Genomic DNA, 16,873 nt, shown 5'->3' on the forward strand with positions numbered 1-16,873 from the left:
ACAAGGGTGAATACTCGTTCACAACTTAAATAGGATTGCTATAGAGCATATACGCATCGAGCAGGTTAACTCAAGTGTCAGCGATGAACTAACTATTGAGCGATCGCTAATTTGGAACTCAAAGATAAAGAAATTTAATTTTTCCGAAATATCCGGCTTAAAAATAGCTGCTTTTTTAACACCTAAAGCACAATAATTTTATCAGGGAATTAGTAAAGTTATATTAAGAAAAAATAAGTTGATAAATAACAGCCTCTCTAGTGGGAATAGTAAGTTAAAGAACTTTAAAAATCCCTACAAACATAACAGTAGCTATGGCTAACACGACAATCGGGCTTTTGGGCTACAGTATTGAAGAACAAGTTTATGCGGGAAGCCGCACTGTGGTTTATCGGGGTGTCCGAAAATCAGACAGGCAACCAGTTGTTATAAAACTACTGCGAAATGAGTTTCCTCGCTTCAACGAACTCATTCACTTTCGCAACCAATACATCATTGGTAAAAACCTAGATTTTCCTGGCATCATCAAGACCTATAACCTGGAGAGCTACTATAACAGCTACGCTTTGATTTTGGAGGATTTTGGCGGCATTTCCTTGTGTAGCTACCTCGCTTCTGTAGCAGAAGCAAGCAAGGAAAGCGGCGAAACTTCTAGCTTGCCGATACCCCTGTTTCTCTCCATTGCGGTTCAAGTTGCCCATACCCTTGAGGGACTGTGCCAGCACCGCGTTATCCACAAAGACCTCAAACCGGCCAATATAGTAATCAACCCGACCAGCAAAGAGGTAAAACTGATTGACTTCAGCATTGCCTCCTTGCTGCCACGCGAAACCCAAGAAATTCAAAATCCAAATGTCCTCGAAGGCACTTTACCCTATATCTCTCCCGAACAAACAGGGCGGATGAATCGGGGGATTGATTACCGCACGGATTTCTACTCTTTGGGAGTCACTTTCTACGAAATGCTAACGGGACAGTTGCCCTTCCAAACGGATGATCCGATGGACTTAGTACACTGTCACCTTGCCCAGCAGCCTATCCCAGTCCATCACCTTAACAAGAGCGTTCCGTCCGTGTTGTCGTTCATAGTTAGCAAACTGATGGCGAAAAATGCGGAAGACCGCTATCAAAGTGCGCTGGGACTCAAATACGACTTGGAAAATTGTTTGCACCAGTGGACAGCGACAGGTGAAATTGCAGACTTTGAGTTGGGATCGCGGGATTTGTGCGATCGCTTCATCATCCCCGAAAAGTTGTACGGACGCGAAGCTGAAGTGCAAGCATTGCTAACGGCATTTGAGCGCGTTAGTGCAGGAAGCGCCGAGATGATGCTCGTTACTGGCTTCTCCGGCATTGGCAAAACTGCTGTCGTCAACGAAGTTCACAAACCTATCGTGAGACAGCGAGGCTACTTCATTAAAGGCAAGTTCGACCAATTCCAGCGCAACCTTCCCTTCAGTGCTTTTGTACAGGCTTTTCGAGATTTGATGGGGCAATTGTTGAGCGAAACTGACGCTAAAGTTGAGCAGTGGAAGACTCAAATCCTGGCAGCATTGGGGGAGAATGCTCAGGTAGTTGTTGATGTCATTCCCGAACTAGAGCGGATTATTGGAGAGCAACCCCCTGCACCAGAACTGACTGGGAATGCTGCCCAAAACCGATTTAATCGGTTATTCGAGAACTTCATCTCTGTCTTCACCACCCAAGAACATCCGCTCGTCATCTTCTTAGATGACTTGCAATGGGCTGATTCAGCCTCGTTGAACTTGATTCAACTCCTGACAAGCGATCGCGAACGGCGTTATCTCTTCTTAATGGGAGCTTACCGAGATAACGAAGTCAGTCCGGTACACCCTTTAATGCTGACATTATCCGGCATTCAAAAAACTGGAGCAACGGTAAATACCATTACTCTAGAGCCGCTCGAACTCTCGGATTTGAATTGTTTAATTGCCGATACTCTAGCTTGTTCTACAGCGTTGGCTTTGCCCCTAACCGAACTGGTTTATCAGAAAACCAAAGGGAATCCATTCTTCAGCACGCAATTCCTCAAATCTTTGCATGAAGATAAGCTAATTGCATTTAACTATGACGCGCACTATTGGCAGTGTGACATTGCCTCAGTGCGGACATTAGCCCTGACAGATGATGTTGTAGAGTTCATGGCACTTCAATTGCGAAAGTTGCCTGCTCCAACACAGGAAGTTTTGAAGTTAGCTGCCTGCATTGGCAATCAATTCGATTTGGCAACATTAGGAATTGTTAATGAAAAATCGCCTATAGAAACAGCCAATATCTTATGGAAAACGCTACAAGAAGGGCTGATTTTACCCAGTAGTGAGGTTTATAAATTTTACCAAGGAGAAGGGAATGGGGGATTAGCAATCGGGCAGAAAAACTCCGACCCATTACCAACATACAAATTTTTACACGATCGCGTTCAACAAGCCGCCTATTCACTGATTCCTGAAAACGAAAAGCAAGCAACTCATCTCAAAATCGGTCGATTACTTCTTCAGAATTTCTCGGAAGTAGCAAGAGGAGAAGAACTGTTCGATATTATCAATCATTTTAACCTTAGCTCAGAGCTAATAACGCAGGACGAGGAACGAACTAATTTAGCTGAAATTAGCCTGATTGCAGGGCAGAAAGCTAAACTCTCAACCGCTTATGAAGCTGGGGCAAAATATTTAGCTTTTGGCTTAAATTGCTTGCCAATAAATAAATGGGAAACGGAATACAAATTAACAATAAATTTATATTTAGAAAGTATTGAGGCTGAGTTTTTGTTAGGTAACTTTGACCAAGCAGAATATTTGGTAGAAATAGGATTTAGCAATGCCAAGTCTAGTCTTGATCGAGCCAAAATCATTGCAATTCAGCTAACTCATTATCAAAACAATGCACTCTATCAAAAGGCGATTCAAGTAGGGATTGAAGGGCTAAAGCTGTTGGGCTTAGAACTGTCGATTATGCCAAATGAAGCGGAATTAGAAGCGATGGCTCTGGCAGTTAAAAAAACCTTAAATCAGCGCGCAGTTGCAGGACTGATCGACGCACCACTCATTGTCGATGAAGAACGCCAGATGCTGATCAAACTACTAATGAACATGGTACCGCCCACTTACCTGACTAATCAGGTGTTGTTAGTGTTGGTTGTTTTACACATGACCAATCTCTGTTTGCAATACGGGAATACAAATCTGGCGGGTTTTGTTTATGTTTGGTATGGCACAATTCTCTGCCAACGCTTTCAAGACTATGAATTGGGCTATGAGTTTGGACTTTTAGGGTTGAAGGTGAATGAAAAATTTAATAACACCACCCTCAATGGCAAAATTTATATGTCGTTCGGCAACTTTATCAACCATTGGCGCAAGCACGTTAGTTCCAATCTTGTTCTGCAACAAGCTGCTTATCAGGGGGCAATGGAGGTAGGCGATTTTTCTTGGTGTCATCACAGTGCTCTGTTTAGTTTCTGGCAGCAAGCGATTGTATCCAGCGATATTCACAGTTTGCTGACTCGACATGAAAAGTACATCAGCTTTGCCGAACGGACGGAGATTACGACAGCGTTTGCCCTAATCCTTCAGTGCAAACTCCTAGAGAATTTGCAAGGGCTAACAACAGGTAAGTATAGCCTTAGCTCTGAAACATTTGATGAAGAGTCTGCGCTAGCAACGTTCAATAAAATTGGCTATGGCTACGGCAGTAATACTTACTATTTCGCTAAAGCATTTTTGTTTTTTACCTATTGTGAGTATGCTAAAGCTTATGAAATGTTAGTAGCGGCGGCAGAGTTTTCTAATGCACTATATGGACAATTTCAACGTGTTTTGCATTGTTTTTATCAGTCTTTGAGTGTGTTGCAACTTTATGGAGCAGCAGCAGAGCAACAACAGAAAAATCATCAAGAAGTTATTCAGAAAAATCGGAAACAACTTCAAGTTTGGGCAGAGAATTGCCCTGAAAACTGTCTGTCCAAATTTCTTCTTTTAGAGGCGGAGATTGCTCGTGTTGCTGAAGAAAACTGGCAGGCTGCTGAGTTTTATGATCGCGCCATCTCCCTCGCTAAAGAAAATCAATTCCTCAACGAAGAAGCCCTTGCAAACGAATTGGCTGCTAAATTCTACCTGGAATGGGGAAAAGAAAAAATTGCCCAGGTGTATCTCGTAGATGCTTACTATGCCTACAGTCGTTGGGGAGCTAAAGCGAAGATTGACGATCTAGAAGAACGCTATCCTCAACTGCTTGCTCCGATTCTGCAACTGAATCAAACTCGTTCGTTCGAGGGAGTGACTACCTCTAATGACACCTCATCTTCTACCAAAAACCAAACAATTGCTGGGAGTACGAGTAGCACAGTAATAGATTTACCAACACTTATCAAAGCTTCTCAAGCTCTCTCTAGCGAAATTCAGCTCGATCAGTTGCTCTCTACGCTGATGCAAGTGGTGGTAAAAAATGCCGGAGCGCAAACAGGAGTATTGATTTTAAATGAAGAGGAAAATTGGAAGATCGCCGTTCACTGTAGCGCTCGCCAAGACTGCATTTTGCAAGATGTTTTGATTGGGCAGAGCCAAGAAATTCCCCCAACTATCATTAACTACGTCAAACGGACTAAAGAAACCCTAGTTTTCGATGATGCGACGACTCAATTAACATTTGCTTCTGACCCTTATATGAAGCAGCAGCAACCTAAGAGCATTCTGTGTACTCCGATTCTCCATCAAGGCAAAATGATGGCAATTCTGTACTTGGAAAATAATTTGACAACTGGGGCATTCACGGGCGATCAGGTCGGCATTCTCAACATCCTCTGCTCCCAAGCGGCAATTTCCTTACAGAACGCTCGTCTGTATCAGCAATCTCAGGAGTATGCTCAAAAACTAGAGCTTTATCTTAACGATCTCAAACAGATGCAACTGCAACTGGTACAGAATGAGAAGATGTCTGCTCTCGGAAATTTAGTCGCAGGGGTAGCCCACGAAATCAACAATCCTGTAGGCTTTATTGCAGGAAACCTGCAACCTGCTCAGTATTATGTACAGGATTTATTTAACTTAATCGACCTTTATCAAGAAAAGTTTCCCGTTCCCGGAGTGGAAATTGAAGCAGAAATTGAGGATATAGACTTGGAGTATTTGCGAGAAGATTTGCCTAAATTGATTGGCTCGATGAAGGAGGGAGTCGATCGTATTCGCAGTATCAGTACAAGTTTGAGAACGTTTTCGAGGGCAGATAGCGATCGCCCAGTTCCTTTCAATATTCACGATGGACTCGACAGCACTATCCTGATTCTCAAGCATCGTCTAAAAGCAAATGAAAACCGCCCTGCAATTGAAATTGTCAAAGAGTATGGAAATTTGCCCCTAGTGGAATGCTTCCCCGGACAGCTAAATCAGGTATTTATGAATATCTTGGCAAATGCCATTGATGTTCTGGAAGAACAAAGTAAGGGACGTAGCTTTAGTGAGATTCAATCCCTACCCAACCAAATTGCTATTCAAACTGCTGTGAGCGAAAAGGGCGAACGAGCTTTGATTAAAATTAAGGACAATGGAGGTGGTATCTCTGATGAAGTGAAACAAAAAATCTTCGATCACCTCTTCACAACCAAGCCTGTTGGTCAAGGAACGGGTTTAGGATTGTCTATTGCCCGCCAAATTGTTGAAGAAAAGCACCAGGGGACGTTGGAGGTGAATTCTTCTTTAGGGTATGGCTCGGAGTTTGTTATTTCTATCCCGATAAATGGGTAGAAATGGGCTATCTATCTAAAATCAGCAACGCCGAATTTCCTTTGTGTTCCTGTGCGCGAATATGGCGCGTACCTCTGCGTTAAAAATTTTCCTCTAAGCGTTACTCAAAACTCGGATAAATTCGAGGGGGAGTCCATCGGTATCGGCAATAAAGGCGACTTCGTAGACGCGATCGCTGATCATTTGCTGTGTCGGCTCTAAAAGTACCTTCAGTGGTTCAAATTGTTCTGGATTATTTTTTGCCGCCTCGTCAAAGCGTTCTTTAAGCGAGATTAACCAGCCCGGAAGGTCAGATGCGGCGTTGGTAATATCAAAGGATAAGTGGTAGTAACCGACGTAATGCTCATCTCCAAAAGCGTCGGGGGCTGGTTTCGGTTCCGGAATTTGGATTAGTTCGATGCGTCCAAGACTACCCTCCATCCAGCAGGCGAGGGTGTAGCCAGTAGTGAAGCGATCGCATACTGTAAAGCCTAATTGCTCGTAGAATGCGATCGCGCGATGAATATTCGCTGTCCTGATCGAAGCGTGGTGCATCTTTGAATTTTGGCTCTAAAATCGCTTGATCATCACTCAAACAACCGAAAATAAGGATATCGCACGGGGATACCCGGTTCTTTTTCCAAATCGAAATTAATCACTTCCCAGCAAGGTTCCTCTTCTGGTTCCGGACTAAACTCAACTGGCAAGCCATAAAGCCTCGGTCGTGGCGGGTCTGACTGACCCCGCCAAGGCGTACTGCGCTCAAGGTAAGCGCTAATCAACTCCCGATAGCGACTGGCAATAATAACCCGCGTCGCCCGGTAGCCTTGGGTATAGAGTCGGTCTAGCGCTTCGTGGATTTCAAACCGAATTCCGTCTGGATGCGTATGCTGCCTGTACCATTCATCATTCCACCTGCGCCAGTGACGCCCGGACTGTAGATGAACCAGTTCACCAGTTTTCGGGTCTGCCTCAAAGGCTCCATGACGCGGACACAGATAGGTATCAGTTAGCGTCAAGGCTGGAATTGTCTGGCGGCAGTGAGGGCAGTGAATCTCCGCGCCGAAGATAGGATACTGTAAACCTGGATTCATCATGTAATGCGTATCGGCATATATTCTCTATGCAACAGTCGCAGTGGCTTTATTATATCTGTTGGAGTGCTTGTGGGCATTCTGTCCATTGATTGAGCCTGAGAACAACGAACGCCAAATGTTTCCAACCTCTTCCTCTTATTGGTCTAGTCCGGATCTCTCTTTAGCTGCCTTTGTTGCGCCGAATGCTGTTGTTATGGGTTGGGTAAAGATTGCCTCTGGGGTCAGCATTTGGTACGGGGCAGTTGTGCGGGCGGATATTGAGCGCATTGAAATTGGAGAAGGAACGAATATCCAAGATGGTGCTATTTTACATGGCGATCCGGGCAAACCAACCATTTTGGAAGATTGGGTGACTGTCGGGCATGGCGCTGTGATTCATTCGGCTTATATTGAACGAGGATGTCTGATTGGGATTGGTGCTGTGGTGCTGGATGGTGTGCGGGTGGGTGCTGGTAGTATTATCGGTGCTGGCTGCGTGGTGACTAAAGATGTGCCGCCTTTGTCGCTGATGGTGGGTGTCCCAGCGAAGCGATCGCGCGATGTCTCTCCAGAGGAGGCGGCAGAACTTATCGAACACGCGAGGAGCTATCAGAAGTTAGCTTTAGTTCACGCAGGTAAGGGTACGGATCTGGGATTTGCAACGGTTTACTAATTGTTTGGCGTTGGTGTGTAAAACTGACCCGGTTCGGATAACAATTAAAAATGAGAATTTTTTAAAAATCTTCAAGCATCAAGCGAGGGAACTGAGAATGGATATCGATTTGCGTATAGCAGTGGTTCTACTGCCTGTCATCCTGGCTGCTAGTTGGGCTGCGTTTAACATTCTTCCGTATGCCTTGAAACAAATCCAAGGTTTTCTTAACAGATAGTAAACAAAACTTATCTGGCTAGGGTGGGCAATGCCCACCCTAGCGATTGGTGAGGGAATAGTCAACTTGAAACGTTGTCAGGTGCTTACAAGGCAACCTAGCCTTGGGGGTACAAATGTTCAAACGCCAAGGGACACCCTACCGTTTAAGCATAGCGATCGCTTGCTCAATACTCTCGCGCACAGATTTCGCGGAAGTATGGAGGGCATCACGTTCAGCTTCAGACAGACGAAGTTCCAAAATGCTTTCGATACCACCACGCCCCAGGCGACAGGGAACTCCGATAAAAACATCTTGCAATCCATATTCGCCCTGAAGATACGCCGCCGCCGGAATCAGGCGCGACTGGTTGTGTAAAATCGCTTCTACCATTAAGCAGGTTGAGGAGGCGGGGGCAAAGTATGCGCCGCCAGTCTGCATCAATTCCACAATCTCCGCCCCACCCTGGCGGGTTCTGTGTATCAATCGTTCAATCGTGGCGGTATCCATCAGTTCTGTAATGGGAATGCCTCTGATGGTGGAGTAAGCAGGCAATGGTACCATCAAATCTCCGTGACCGCCGAGTACCATTGCCTGGATATCGACACTGCAAATTCCTAATTCCATTGCGATAAAGGTTTGAAATCTGGCAGAGTCGAGAACGCCTGCCATACCCATAACGCGATCGCGCGGTAAATCTGTAGCTTGCTTCGCTAGATAGGTCATCACGTCAAGGGGATTGGTGACGACGATTAAGATAGCGTCTGGGGAGTAAGCGATCGCATTTTTCGCCGCTTCCACTACAATTCGAGCATTAGTTTTAATTAAGTCATCCCGACTCATTCCCGGTTTGCGCGCTAAACCTGCGGTAATTACCACCACATCAGATCCCGCTGTATCCGCATAGTCAGTCGTACCCGAAATCAGGCAATTGTGAGCTTCTATCCCCCGCGCTTCCATCAAGTCTAGGGCAATCCCCTTGGGCAAACCATCAACCACATCTAGCAATACCACGTCTGCGAGATTTTTTTCGGCAATCCGCTGACCTAGGGTACTCCCAACTTTGCCAGCACCACCGACGATAGAGACGCGGTGCAAATGACTCGCAGGAGTTGGGGAGAAAGGAGAAAAGGGCATATAATGACACGCGATCGCTACGGGTTTAGTTTGTAATATTTTGACCCGTTTCGACGGACTGACCGTCGCGGATTTGACCGTAGATGCGATCGCTTTGGAGCAATTTCTTATCAGCCCTGTTTTACCGCTACTACACCAGTCATCTATCCATAGGAATATTTTTAAGCTACACCTTCTTACTTTTTTCTTAGCCCCCCTTAAAAAGGGGGGTTGGGGGGGTCAAACGTGTAGCCTCACAAAAGTAAAATGGTATTAGGAGTTAACTTTACTTGAACGGTTCGAGCTGATCCATACGCAACCAGACGTTAGGTGCTGGCATCTGACCAAACTTTATCAGTGCGTAGTCACCCCGCACTTGTACAACTTCACCCTTGGTTTCAAATATATAGGGTGGAAAGCGGGAGTCACTAGCTTGAGATTCCAGACTGTTTTCCAACTTCTCGCGAACTGCGCGGACTAAATCGCCACTCTTTACTGCCATGCTCTTTTCTCTATGTTTTTCACTATTTTAAGGTCTGTGAGGACGCGAGAATCATCCGGACAAGGGAATTAAAAGTTTAAAATGGAATTTATGGAGTTTTCAAGTCACATTTTTTTCCTATAATCCGCAGGTTGCCAGAAAACAGTAAAGTATTATAGTCACTGGGCTAGGCTTAAGCTTACCCGCAGCTATAGCAGTTCTAAATGATTCGTGAATGCGAGATACCCAACTTCTTTAAGAAGTTGGGTATTTGAAATGCTGGCTCACAACTCAAATATCATTGTTATAGTCCCTAAAATAGATTACGCGGTTAGTAGCTAAAGTTGATTTTAAAACAGTTTCAACGGGTTTAAGCTTCTTAAAATGGAATAAATTTCACGGATATTAAGTTAGTGCCAGAAAACGGTAAGGTATTATACAGGCTGGGCTACGGTTAACAAGCCTGTATTTTATTGTTAATTGATAAAATATCTCTAACTATTAACTTTTTGGTAAAGCTATGGCAGCTAGTCTCACGACTCATGTACTCGATACCACTCAGGGCTGTGCAGCTAGTAATATGGCAATAGAATTATGGTTGCTAGAACCGGAAAGTGGAAATAAAAAATTACTAAAAAAAGTATGTACTAATGCTAATGGACGCACCGATCGACCGCTGCTATCTGAAGGTGAATTAGCAATAGGTGTTTACGAGTTGGTGTTTGCAGTCGGAGACTACTTTGCTCAAAAGTCAGATGCGATCGCTACGCCACCTTTTTTGGATCGCGTCCCGGTACAGTTTGGTATCGCCGATCCAACCGCCCATTACCATGTTCCACTACTCGCGTCGCCTTGGGCTTATAGTACCTATCGTGGCAGCTAACTGCCGCCAAATTTACCGTTTGTTTTACATATTTTAGTTTTAAATAGTAGATTATAGACGCATACCCGTGGGTTAAGCGCAAGCCTTAAGCAACAAATGTAAAAAAGAGCGTTGGGTTTCCTGATCTCAACTCAAACCACGCAACTTTATAAAAATCAACTATTAGTTACATTTTGTAGCTAATCATACTGAATTAATGTGCAGCAACCCAAAAAGGGATTTTACTGGAAAAAATATTTTTTGAGCGAAAATATAATTGGTATGATCGAAGTTTATTTGCGATCGCAGTTAAATATCACTTCTAGGGCTGCATCTTTAGCTAGTTTGAGAACCTTATGGAAACGCCGAAAGCAGTATCTAAGCACAAGCATATTGTTTTGACATCTCATCCGGGTAAATCTGGTCAAAAACCTATTCCCATTAACTGGGGAGAAAGCGATCCAATTAAACGGGGGCCAATAATTGGGACAGTAAGAAACGCAAATCACCGGAATGTAATTGGTACGCATTCTGGATCTTATGCTGTGTATCGGGCGTTAGCGATCGCATCTGGCGCACTCCAGGCAAATCACCGCGCTGATTTGACAAATACCTCGCCAGTTGTCCACATCGGGCCGCATCCCAGTTGGTCTGATGCTAACAAAATTGTTTGTCTCGATCCATTTGGTGCCTTGGTGGGAGGAAGTTACACCACACTTTACGAACAAGGACACGATATTTTCCCTACCATTGCCATTACCAAAGCGCATATTAATATGCCAGAATTGCAAGACTCAATAATTAAAGGGCGCTTGCAAGTTGACGGTAAAATCCTGAAAAATAATGGCAGTTTAGTAGTAACTAAAGTAGCAATAGATCCAGTTTGGTATCTACCAGGAATTGCCCAGCGACTCAAGATTAATGAAAGCGATTTACGGCGGATTCTTTTCCAACAAACGGGTGGAATGTTTCCCGAACTGGTGACACGCCCAGATTTACACGTCTTCTTACCACCAATTGGCGGAACAACAGTTTATTTAATTGGAGAAGTAGAAGCAATTACCAATCCCAGCAAACTTCTCGCCGTGCGCGTACACGATGAATGCAATGGTTCTGATGTGTTTGGTTCCGATATTTGCACCTGTCGCCCTTACCTAGTACACGGCATAGAAGTTTGTATTCAGACAGCACAAGAAGGCGGTGCGGGTGTAATTGTTTATTTCCGAAAAGAAGGACGCGCCTTGGGAGAAGTAACTAAGTTTCTAGTTTATAATGCCCGCAAACGGCAGGAAGGAGGCGATAGCGCCGAGGCATATTTTACGCGCACAGAATGTGTAGCCGGGTTGCAAGATATGCGCTTTCAAGAATTAATGCCAGATGTCTTGCATTGGCTAGGAATTACTCGAATTGACCGTTTAGTTTCAATGAGTGATCTGAAGTATAACGCAATTATTTCTTCAGGCATTGAGGTGATTGAACGCATAGCCATTCCTGATGATTGGATTCCGGAAGATGCACGAGTGGAAATTGCGGCGAAGCAAGCAGCAGGTTACTATACGCCGGGAGAAGTGCCAGATGCGGTAACTCTTGCGGAAATTAAAGGAAGGGGTTTAGGAGATTAAACCCAAAGGTACGCGCCCAGGAAAGCGCAAAGGCTAACTGCCCGTTCATCTGCGGTTTCCTGGGGGTTACGGTAGCGTTTAAAATTATTATGAGCGAACTGATTGCGTATTTGAAAAGTCCGGCGGCGATTCGAGAAAGATGCGATCGCATTTTTCAATTATGCTGTGAAGGCAAATGTCACTTTCGAGTAGATTTAACTCAACTCGATAAAGTTGCTGATTATGTGATTGAGGTGATGCGCGATGAGTATCCGGATTTCAATATTCCTTTTCATAGTCGTTGGCGACATTTCGAGGTTGGAAATGTATCGCGTATCGCTGAACTAGATGATACTTTGGCGGAACTAAACCCATTTGAAAAAGCCCAAGTTAAGTTTGATTTGGCAATTACCAGCGTGTTGCTGGATGCGGGTGCGGGTGCAAATTGGCAATACCGCGAACGGGAAACGGGGCGAGTGTTTCGGCGTTCGGAAGGGTTAGCTGTGGCAAGTTTTCGGATGTTTTATAAAGGCGCTTTTTCTAGTAATTTGAAATTGCCATTACAAGCTGATGCAGATGGATTGCAAAATTTAACAAAACAAACATTAGCAGAGGGATTTCAGGTGAGTTCTGAAAATCCGCTGGTAGGTGTGGAAGGACGGGTTAATCTGCTACAAAAGTTGGGACAGGTACTCTGTCAACATCCTCAGTTTTTTGGCAATAAGAACCCACGCCCCGGCAATTTAGTGAATTATCTTTTAAGTCAATCGTTTGATGGTAAACTGAAAGCCAGCACTGTTTTAAAAACTATTTTGACGGGACTAGGTGATATTTGGCCGGGACGAATAGTGTTAGCAGGAGAAAACTTAGGCGATGTTTGGGTTCATCCAGCTTTGCCAAAAGATGATCAATACATTCCGTTTCATAAACTTTCCCAGTGGTTAACGTATTCACTTTTAGAACCACTTCAGGAACTCGGTTTAGAAATTATTGGGTTAGAAGAACTCACGGGACTGCCAGAATATCGCAATGGTGGTTTATGTTTAGACCTAGGTTTGTTACAAGCGCATTCAGATGTTTTCCAGAAATGTCATGCTGTTGATTCTAAGGTAATTGTAGAATGGCGGGCGTTAACTGTTTGTTTGTTAGATAAAATTGCGGAGATTATCAGACAAAAATTTAATTTGAGTGCTGCTGAATTACCACTGGTGAAAGTTTTGCAAGGAGGAACCTGGAGTGCGGGTCGCAAAATTGCCGCAGAATTGCGAGAAGGCGGCGTTCCTCCGATTCAGATAGAAAGCGATGGAACGGTGTTTTAATAGAGTAAGTATTCATGTTAAAACAGGTTGTAGCTTTGAAAAGTGAAGTTTAATTCAAGGCTCTTAAATCAGTGCTAGTTTACTTTTTGTTTGTTCTTCCCTGCGTAAGCACACTTTGTTTGTATAGCCCCATAATGAGAGTCTGTGGGCATCTTTGGAGATGAATTTATTAATGAATGCTAAAGTTACTGTAATCGACCATCCCTTGATACAGCATAAGCTGACGCTGATGCGCCAAACAGAAACCAGCACGGCAAAATTTCGTAACCTCCTCAAAGAAATTGGGATGTTATTAGCCTACGAGGTGACGCGAGATTTGCCGCTGAAATATGAACAAATTAAAACCCCAGTTGCGCCAATGTTGGCACCGATGCTGGCTGCTGATAAAAAGATGGTAATTGTCTCAATTATGCGGGCAGGACAGGGAATTTTGGATGGTATTTTAGAACTAATTCCTTCCGCTAGAGTGGGACATATTGGTTTATACCGCGATCCACTTACTCATGTTGCTGTTGAATATTATTTCAAGGTTCCTAGTGATATTGAACAGCGGGATGTTTTGGTTGTTGATCCGATGTTGGCAACTGGAAACTCAGCCGTCGCCGCTATTGATCGAATTAAGGAAGTAAGCCCGATGTCAATCAAGTTTTTGTGCTTATTAGCAGCACCAGAAGGAATTTCACACTTCCAACTTGAACATCCGGATGTTCCCATTTACACGGCTGCTATTGACGAAAAGTTAGACGAACACGGTTATATTATACCGGGTCTGGGGGATGCAGGCGATCGCTTGTACGGGACACAGTAGTTATTCTTTCTGGATAATTGAAATCAGTTCCGAAATATCGTTAACTACAAAAGTTGGATTGAGTGCCAAACATTTTGCGCGATCGCCATAACCATAAGCAGCCCAACAAACATCTAATCCAGCGTTTTTAGCAAACAGCAAGTCTACGTGACTATCGCCAACAACTAGAACTTCATTACTTTGGATGTCTGGATAAATCGGCTGTATAGCTGAATAAAATACGCTGGCATCGGGTTTTATTGGCGTTTGTCCGTCATCTCCAATAACCAGATCGAAGTAACTATTAATTTTTAGTTCTTTTAAGGCTAAATTAAGAAATTTAGTATGTTTGACGCTAACAATTACTAAGTTCAAACCCTCAGAAGATGCCGCATGGATGACTTGGTTCACCCCAGAAAATAGGTTTATTTTTAATAAGCCTTCTGTCTGATAAAATAGTCTGTAAGTTTCAATCCATTGAGGAATTTCTTCGGTAGCGATCGCTGGATGAAAAATAGTGAAAGCTTCGGCAAGCGGGACACCTATTACTGACTGAATCTGTTCTTCAGTTGGTGGCTTGACATTAAATGTCTGGAAGGTCTTTATAGCGCACGATATAATCGCTGGATGCGTAATTGCTAAAGTGCCATCAAAGTCAAAAATAATTAATTGATATCGACTCATTGTTCGCGACTTTCAGGAATATAAGGAATACCGAGGGCGGCGGGAGGTGTGGACTTGCCAGCTAATCCTACTAAAGCTAATAAAGCAATAATATAAGGCAACATCACTAAAAATTGATAGGGAATATTCAGATTAAAAGCTTGAATTCTTAGTTGCAAAGCTTCAGTTGCACCGAATAATAAACAAGCCAAAACTGTGCTGACGGGATGCCATCTGCCAAAAATCAAAGCTGCAAGGGCGATAAATCCTTTGCCAGCACTCATATCTTCTACAAAGAATTTTACGTGAACTAAGGCAAGATAAGCTCCTCCTAAACTCGCCAGACAACCGCTGAGGGCGACTGCAATATAACGTACTAAGGTGACAGAAACTCCGGCTGTATCAGCAGCACGGGGATATTCTCCAACAGCGCGTAGAGATAAGCCTAAACTTGTGCAGAATAGTATATAACTTATGAGTGGAACTAATAGAAATAACAAGTAGATTAGCGGGTCTTGATTAAAGAATAAAGTACCAAAAATGGGGATATTGTGTAGTCCCGGAATAGCAATTGTTTGAATACCTGGGAGTTGTTGCGTCTGCCCACTATTAAATAAAACCCGCGCCCAAAATGAAGTCAATCCAGCGGCGGTTAGATTGATGGCGAGTCCAGATACTAACTGATCTACTCGGAGGGTGACACACAGATAAGCATGGAGCAATCCGACAATTCCTCCAATTATTATTGCTAACAGTATGCCTAACCAAACATTACCTGTAAAAAAGGCTCCGGCTGCGCCAGAAAATGCTCCTGTTAGTAACATTCCTTCTAAAGCAATATTTAGCACTCCCGATCGTTCTGAGAAAAGTCCACCAAGGGCGGCAAATGCTAAGGGTGTTGAGAGGCGTAGGCTGGCAACTAGGTAGTCGGTGAAAAAGTTGATGTCCATTAGTAGATTAAAGATTTGGGCAACCCTGGCGAATAGAATTCGCGGCTATACAAACGAAGTCCGGATGGTGCGCGGACTGAAGAAATTAAAACCTGCGTAGGCAGATTAAGTCTCGTGTAGCCGCGATTTCTAATCGCCCAGAAAAGGTAAGTTTTAATTTTTAATTTTAATTTGACGTTCAATTGCAAAACTGATGGCAATGAACAAAACCGTTAAACCTTGAATGGCGTAAACTACGGTCACAGGAACGTTGGCGCTGCGCTGCATGACATTTGCGCCGCTGCGGAGGATTCCGAAAAATAGGGAGGTGAGGACGATACCAACTAAGTTACCACGGCACAGGAGAGCGATCCCGATCGCATCAAATCCATAGCCGGGTGAAAATCTGTCAAATAGTCGATATTTCAGCCCCATAACTTCACCAGCACCCGCTAATCCTGCCAATCCTCCGGCTAACGCCATCACGAGCATAATGGTGCGTTTTACCGACATTCCCGCGTAACGGGCGGCGGTCGGATTTTGTCCTACCGCTTCGATTTCGTATCCTAGAGGCGATCGCGCAAACAATACCCACAACAATCCGGTAGCGAATAACCCGATAAAAATCCCGGCGTGTGCCTGTGTTTGCGGCAAAATCAGGGGTAATCGGGCGGATTCCGCAATTAGCGCGGAATAGGCACTTGGCGCACCTGGCTGCTTCAGGGGATTGTTCAACAGGTATCCCACAAAGTTCAACGCCACGTAGTTGAGTAGCAGGGTGGTAATCACCTCATTGACACCCCGCACCGCTTTAAGATAGCCGGGAATCCATCCCCAAGCGGCACCTAAGAGGAATCCTCCCAGCAGCCCTAGAGGTACGTGAATCAAGGCGGGTAATCCTTGCAGATATAACCCCACCAAGACGCTACCGAGTCCCCCCATATAAATTTGTCCTTCAGCACCAATGTTGAACAAACCCGCTTTCAACGCCACCAGCACGCCCAAACTGGCTAATAGCAAGGGTGCGGTTTTGGTGATGGTATTGCCAAAGCCGTAGTAGTTGGCTAGAGATTCTTGAAACAGAATACCGTAGGCGGTGATCGGGTTGGCGTTGGAGAGGGAGATGAGGATAGCGCCGACAATCAGGGCGGATGCGATCGCAATGATGGGCGATAGAATTGGTAGCAAAACGGGTTGAATGCGATTAGTTTTCGTCATGCTACAATTTGCCAGATGTAATTGCATTCACTGTAGGTTCGTCTAGCATAAATGTTGATATTACGCCTTAATTTATTTAAAAGTTACATATAATACTTCTGTATAGAACCCATTTGACATCTTTTACTATCTTGAAGTACAGTTACCGCAAAAGCCGTATCCAGCAGTCATGCCGTACTCTAGCAGCCTAACAGACGAAGAGTGGGAAATCCTT

At 44.3% G+C, this 16,873-nt stretch carries 14 protein-coding genes; 7 read left to right on the top strand and 7 right to left on the bottom strand.

The genetic code is table 11. From position 1 onward, the window contains the following. The first annotated feature begins 314 nt into the window (after positions 1–314). Entirely contained in the window at positions 315–5,759 is a 5,445-nt protein-coding gene (locus H6F66_RS03115; RefSeq protein WP_190418108.1) for an ATP-binding sensor histidine kinase, read from the top strand. A gap of 93 nt (positions 5,760–5,852) precedes the next feature. On the opposite strand, the gene H6F66_RS03120 is transcribed toward H6F66_RS03115, so the two are convergent. Then, positions 5,853–6,293: a VOC family protein gene (locus H6F66_RS03120; RefSeq protein ID WP_190418110.1), complete on the bottom strand. Its 441-nt coding sequence runs from the start codon at positions 6,291–6,293 to the stop codon at positions 5,853–5,855. A gap of 32 nt (positions 6,294–6,325) precedes the next feature. Continuing rightward, positions 6,326–6,835 (bottom strand): TIGR02652 family protein, encoded by a 510-nt coding sequence (locus tag H6F66_RS03125; RefSeq protein ID WP_190418112.1) that lies wholly within the window; start codon positions 6,833–6,835, stop codon positions 6,326–6,328. A gap of 115 nt (positions 6,836–6,950) precedes the next feature. On the opposite strand from H6F66_RS03125, the gene H6F66_RS03130 reads away from it, so the two are divergent. Both H6F66_RS03130 and H6F66_RS03135 read left to right on the top strand, forming a co-directional pair. Next, on the top strand, positions 6,951–7,487 hold the full coding sequence (locus H6F66_RS03130; protein WP_190418114.1) for a gamma carbonic anhydrase family protein: 537 nt from the start codon (positions 6,951–6,953) through the stop codon (positions 7,485–7,487). Positions 7,488–7,584: 97 nt separating this feature from the next. Beyond that, positions 7,585–7,704 (top strand): photosystem II protein Y, encoded by a 120-nt coding sequence (locus H6F66_RS03135; protein ID WP_190418116.1) that lies wholly within the window; start codon positions 7,585–7,587, stop codon positions 7,702–7,704. A gap of 138 nt (positions 7,705–7,842) precedes the next feature. Here H6F66_RS03135 and mdh read toward each other — a convergent pair whose 3' ends face one another. Beyond that, positions 7,843–8,820 carry a malate dehydrogenase gene (gene mdh, locus H6F66_RS03140; RefSeq protein ID WP_190418118.1) on the bottom strand — a complete coding sequence of 326 codons (978 nt, stop codon included), beginning with the start codon at positions 8,818–8,820 and terminating at the stop codon, positions 7,843–7,845. Between the two features lie 265 nt (positions 8,821–9,085). Then, positions 9,086–9,301, bottom strand: a complete 216-nt coding sequence (locus H6F66_RS03145) for an NAD(P)H-quinone oxidoreductase subunit O (protein ID WP_190418120.1) — start codon at positions 9,299–9,301, stop codon at positions 9,086–9,088. A 499-nt stretch (positions 9,302–9,800) separates the two neighbouring features. Here H6F66_RS03145 and uraH point away from each other — a divergent pair, with 499 nt between their 5' ends. The 4 genes from uraH to upp all read left to right on the top strand — a co-directional run bounded on the left by uraH (position 9,801) and on the right by upp (position 13,870). Then, complete coding sequence (gene uraH / locus H6F66_RS03150; RefSeq protein ID WP_190418123.1) at positions 9,801–10,163, top strand: hydroxyisourate hydrolase; 363 nt, start codon at positions 9,801–9,803, stop codon at positions 10,161–10,163. 335 nt (positions 10,164–10,498) lie between these two features. After that, on the top strand, positions 10,499–11,764 hold the full coding sequence (locus tag H6F66_RS03155) for a GTP cyclohydrolase II (RefSeq protein WP_190418125.1): 1,266 nt from the start codon (positions 10,499–10,501) through the stop codon (positions 11,762–11,764). Positions 11,765–11,853: 89 nt separating this feature from the next. Beyond that, a complete protein-coding gene (locus tag H6F66_RS03160) occupies positions 11,854–13,062 on the top strand; it encodes a URC4/urg3 family protein (protein ID WP_190418127.1) in 1,209 nt (402 codons plus the stop codon). A 172-nt stretch (positions 13,063–13,234) separates the two neighbouring features. After that, positions 13,235–13,870: a uracil phosphoribosyltransferase gene (gene upp / locus H6F66_RS03165; RefSeq protein ID WP_190418129.1), complete on the top strand. Its 636-nt coding sequence runs from the start codon at positions 13,235–13,237 to the stop codon at positions 13,868–13,870. Here the strand turns inward: upp and H6F66_RS03170 are convergent, their stop codons facing one another. From H6F66_RS03170 to H6F66_RS03180, 3 genes are all read right to left on the bottom strand, one after another. Next, entirely contained in the window at positions 13,871–14,533 is a 663-nt protein-coding gene (locus H6F66_RS03170) for an HAD family hydrolase (protein ID WP_190418131.1), read from the bottom strand. It lies immediately after the preceding gene. Next, positions 14,530–15,462: an ABC transporter permease gene (locus H6F66_RS03175; RefSeq protein ID WP_190418133.1), complete on the bottom strand. Its 933-nt coding sequence runs from the start codon at positions 15,460–15,462 to the stop codon at positions 14,530–14,532. The genes H6F66_RS03170 and H6F66_RS03175 overlap by 4 nt, the downstream gene beginning before the upstream one ends. A gap of 153 nt (positions 15,463–15,615) precedes the next feature. Further along, positions 15,616–16,659 (bottom strand): ABC transporter permease, encoded by a 1,044-nt coding sequence (locus H6F66_RS03180; RefSeq protein WP_190418135.1) that lies wholly within the window; start codon positions 16,657–16,659, stop codon positions 15,616–15,618. Positions 16,660–16,873: the final 214 nt, after the last annotated feature.

The sequence above is a fragment of the Trichocoleus sp. FACHB-6 genome, assembly GCF_014695815.1.
Lineage (GTDB): Bacteria > Cyanobacteriota > Cyanobacteriia > Cyanobacteriales > FACHB-T130 > Funiculus > Funiculus sociatus.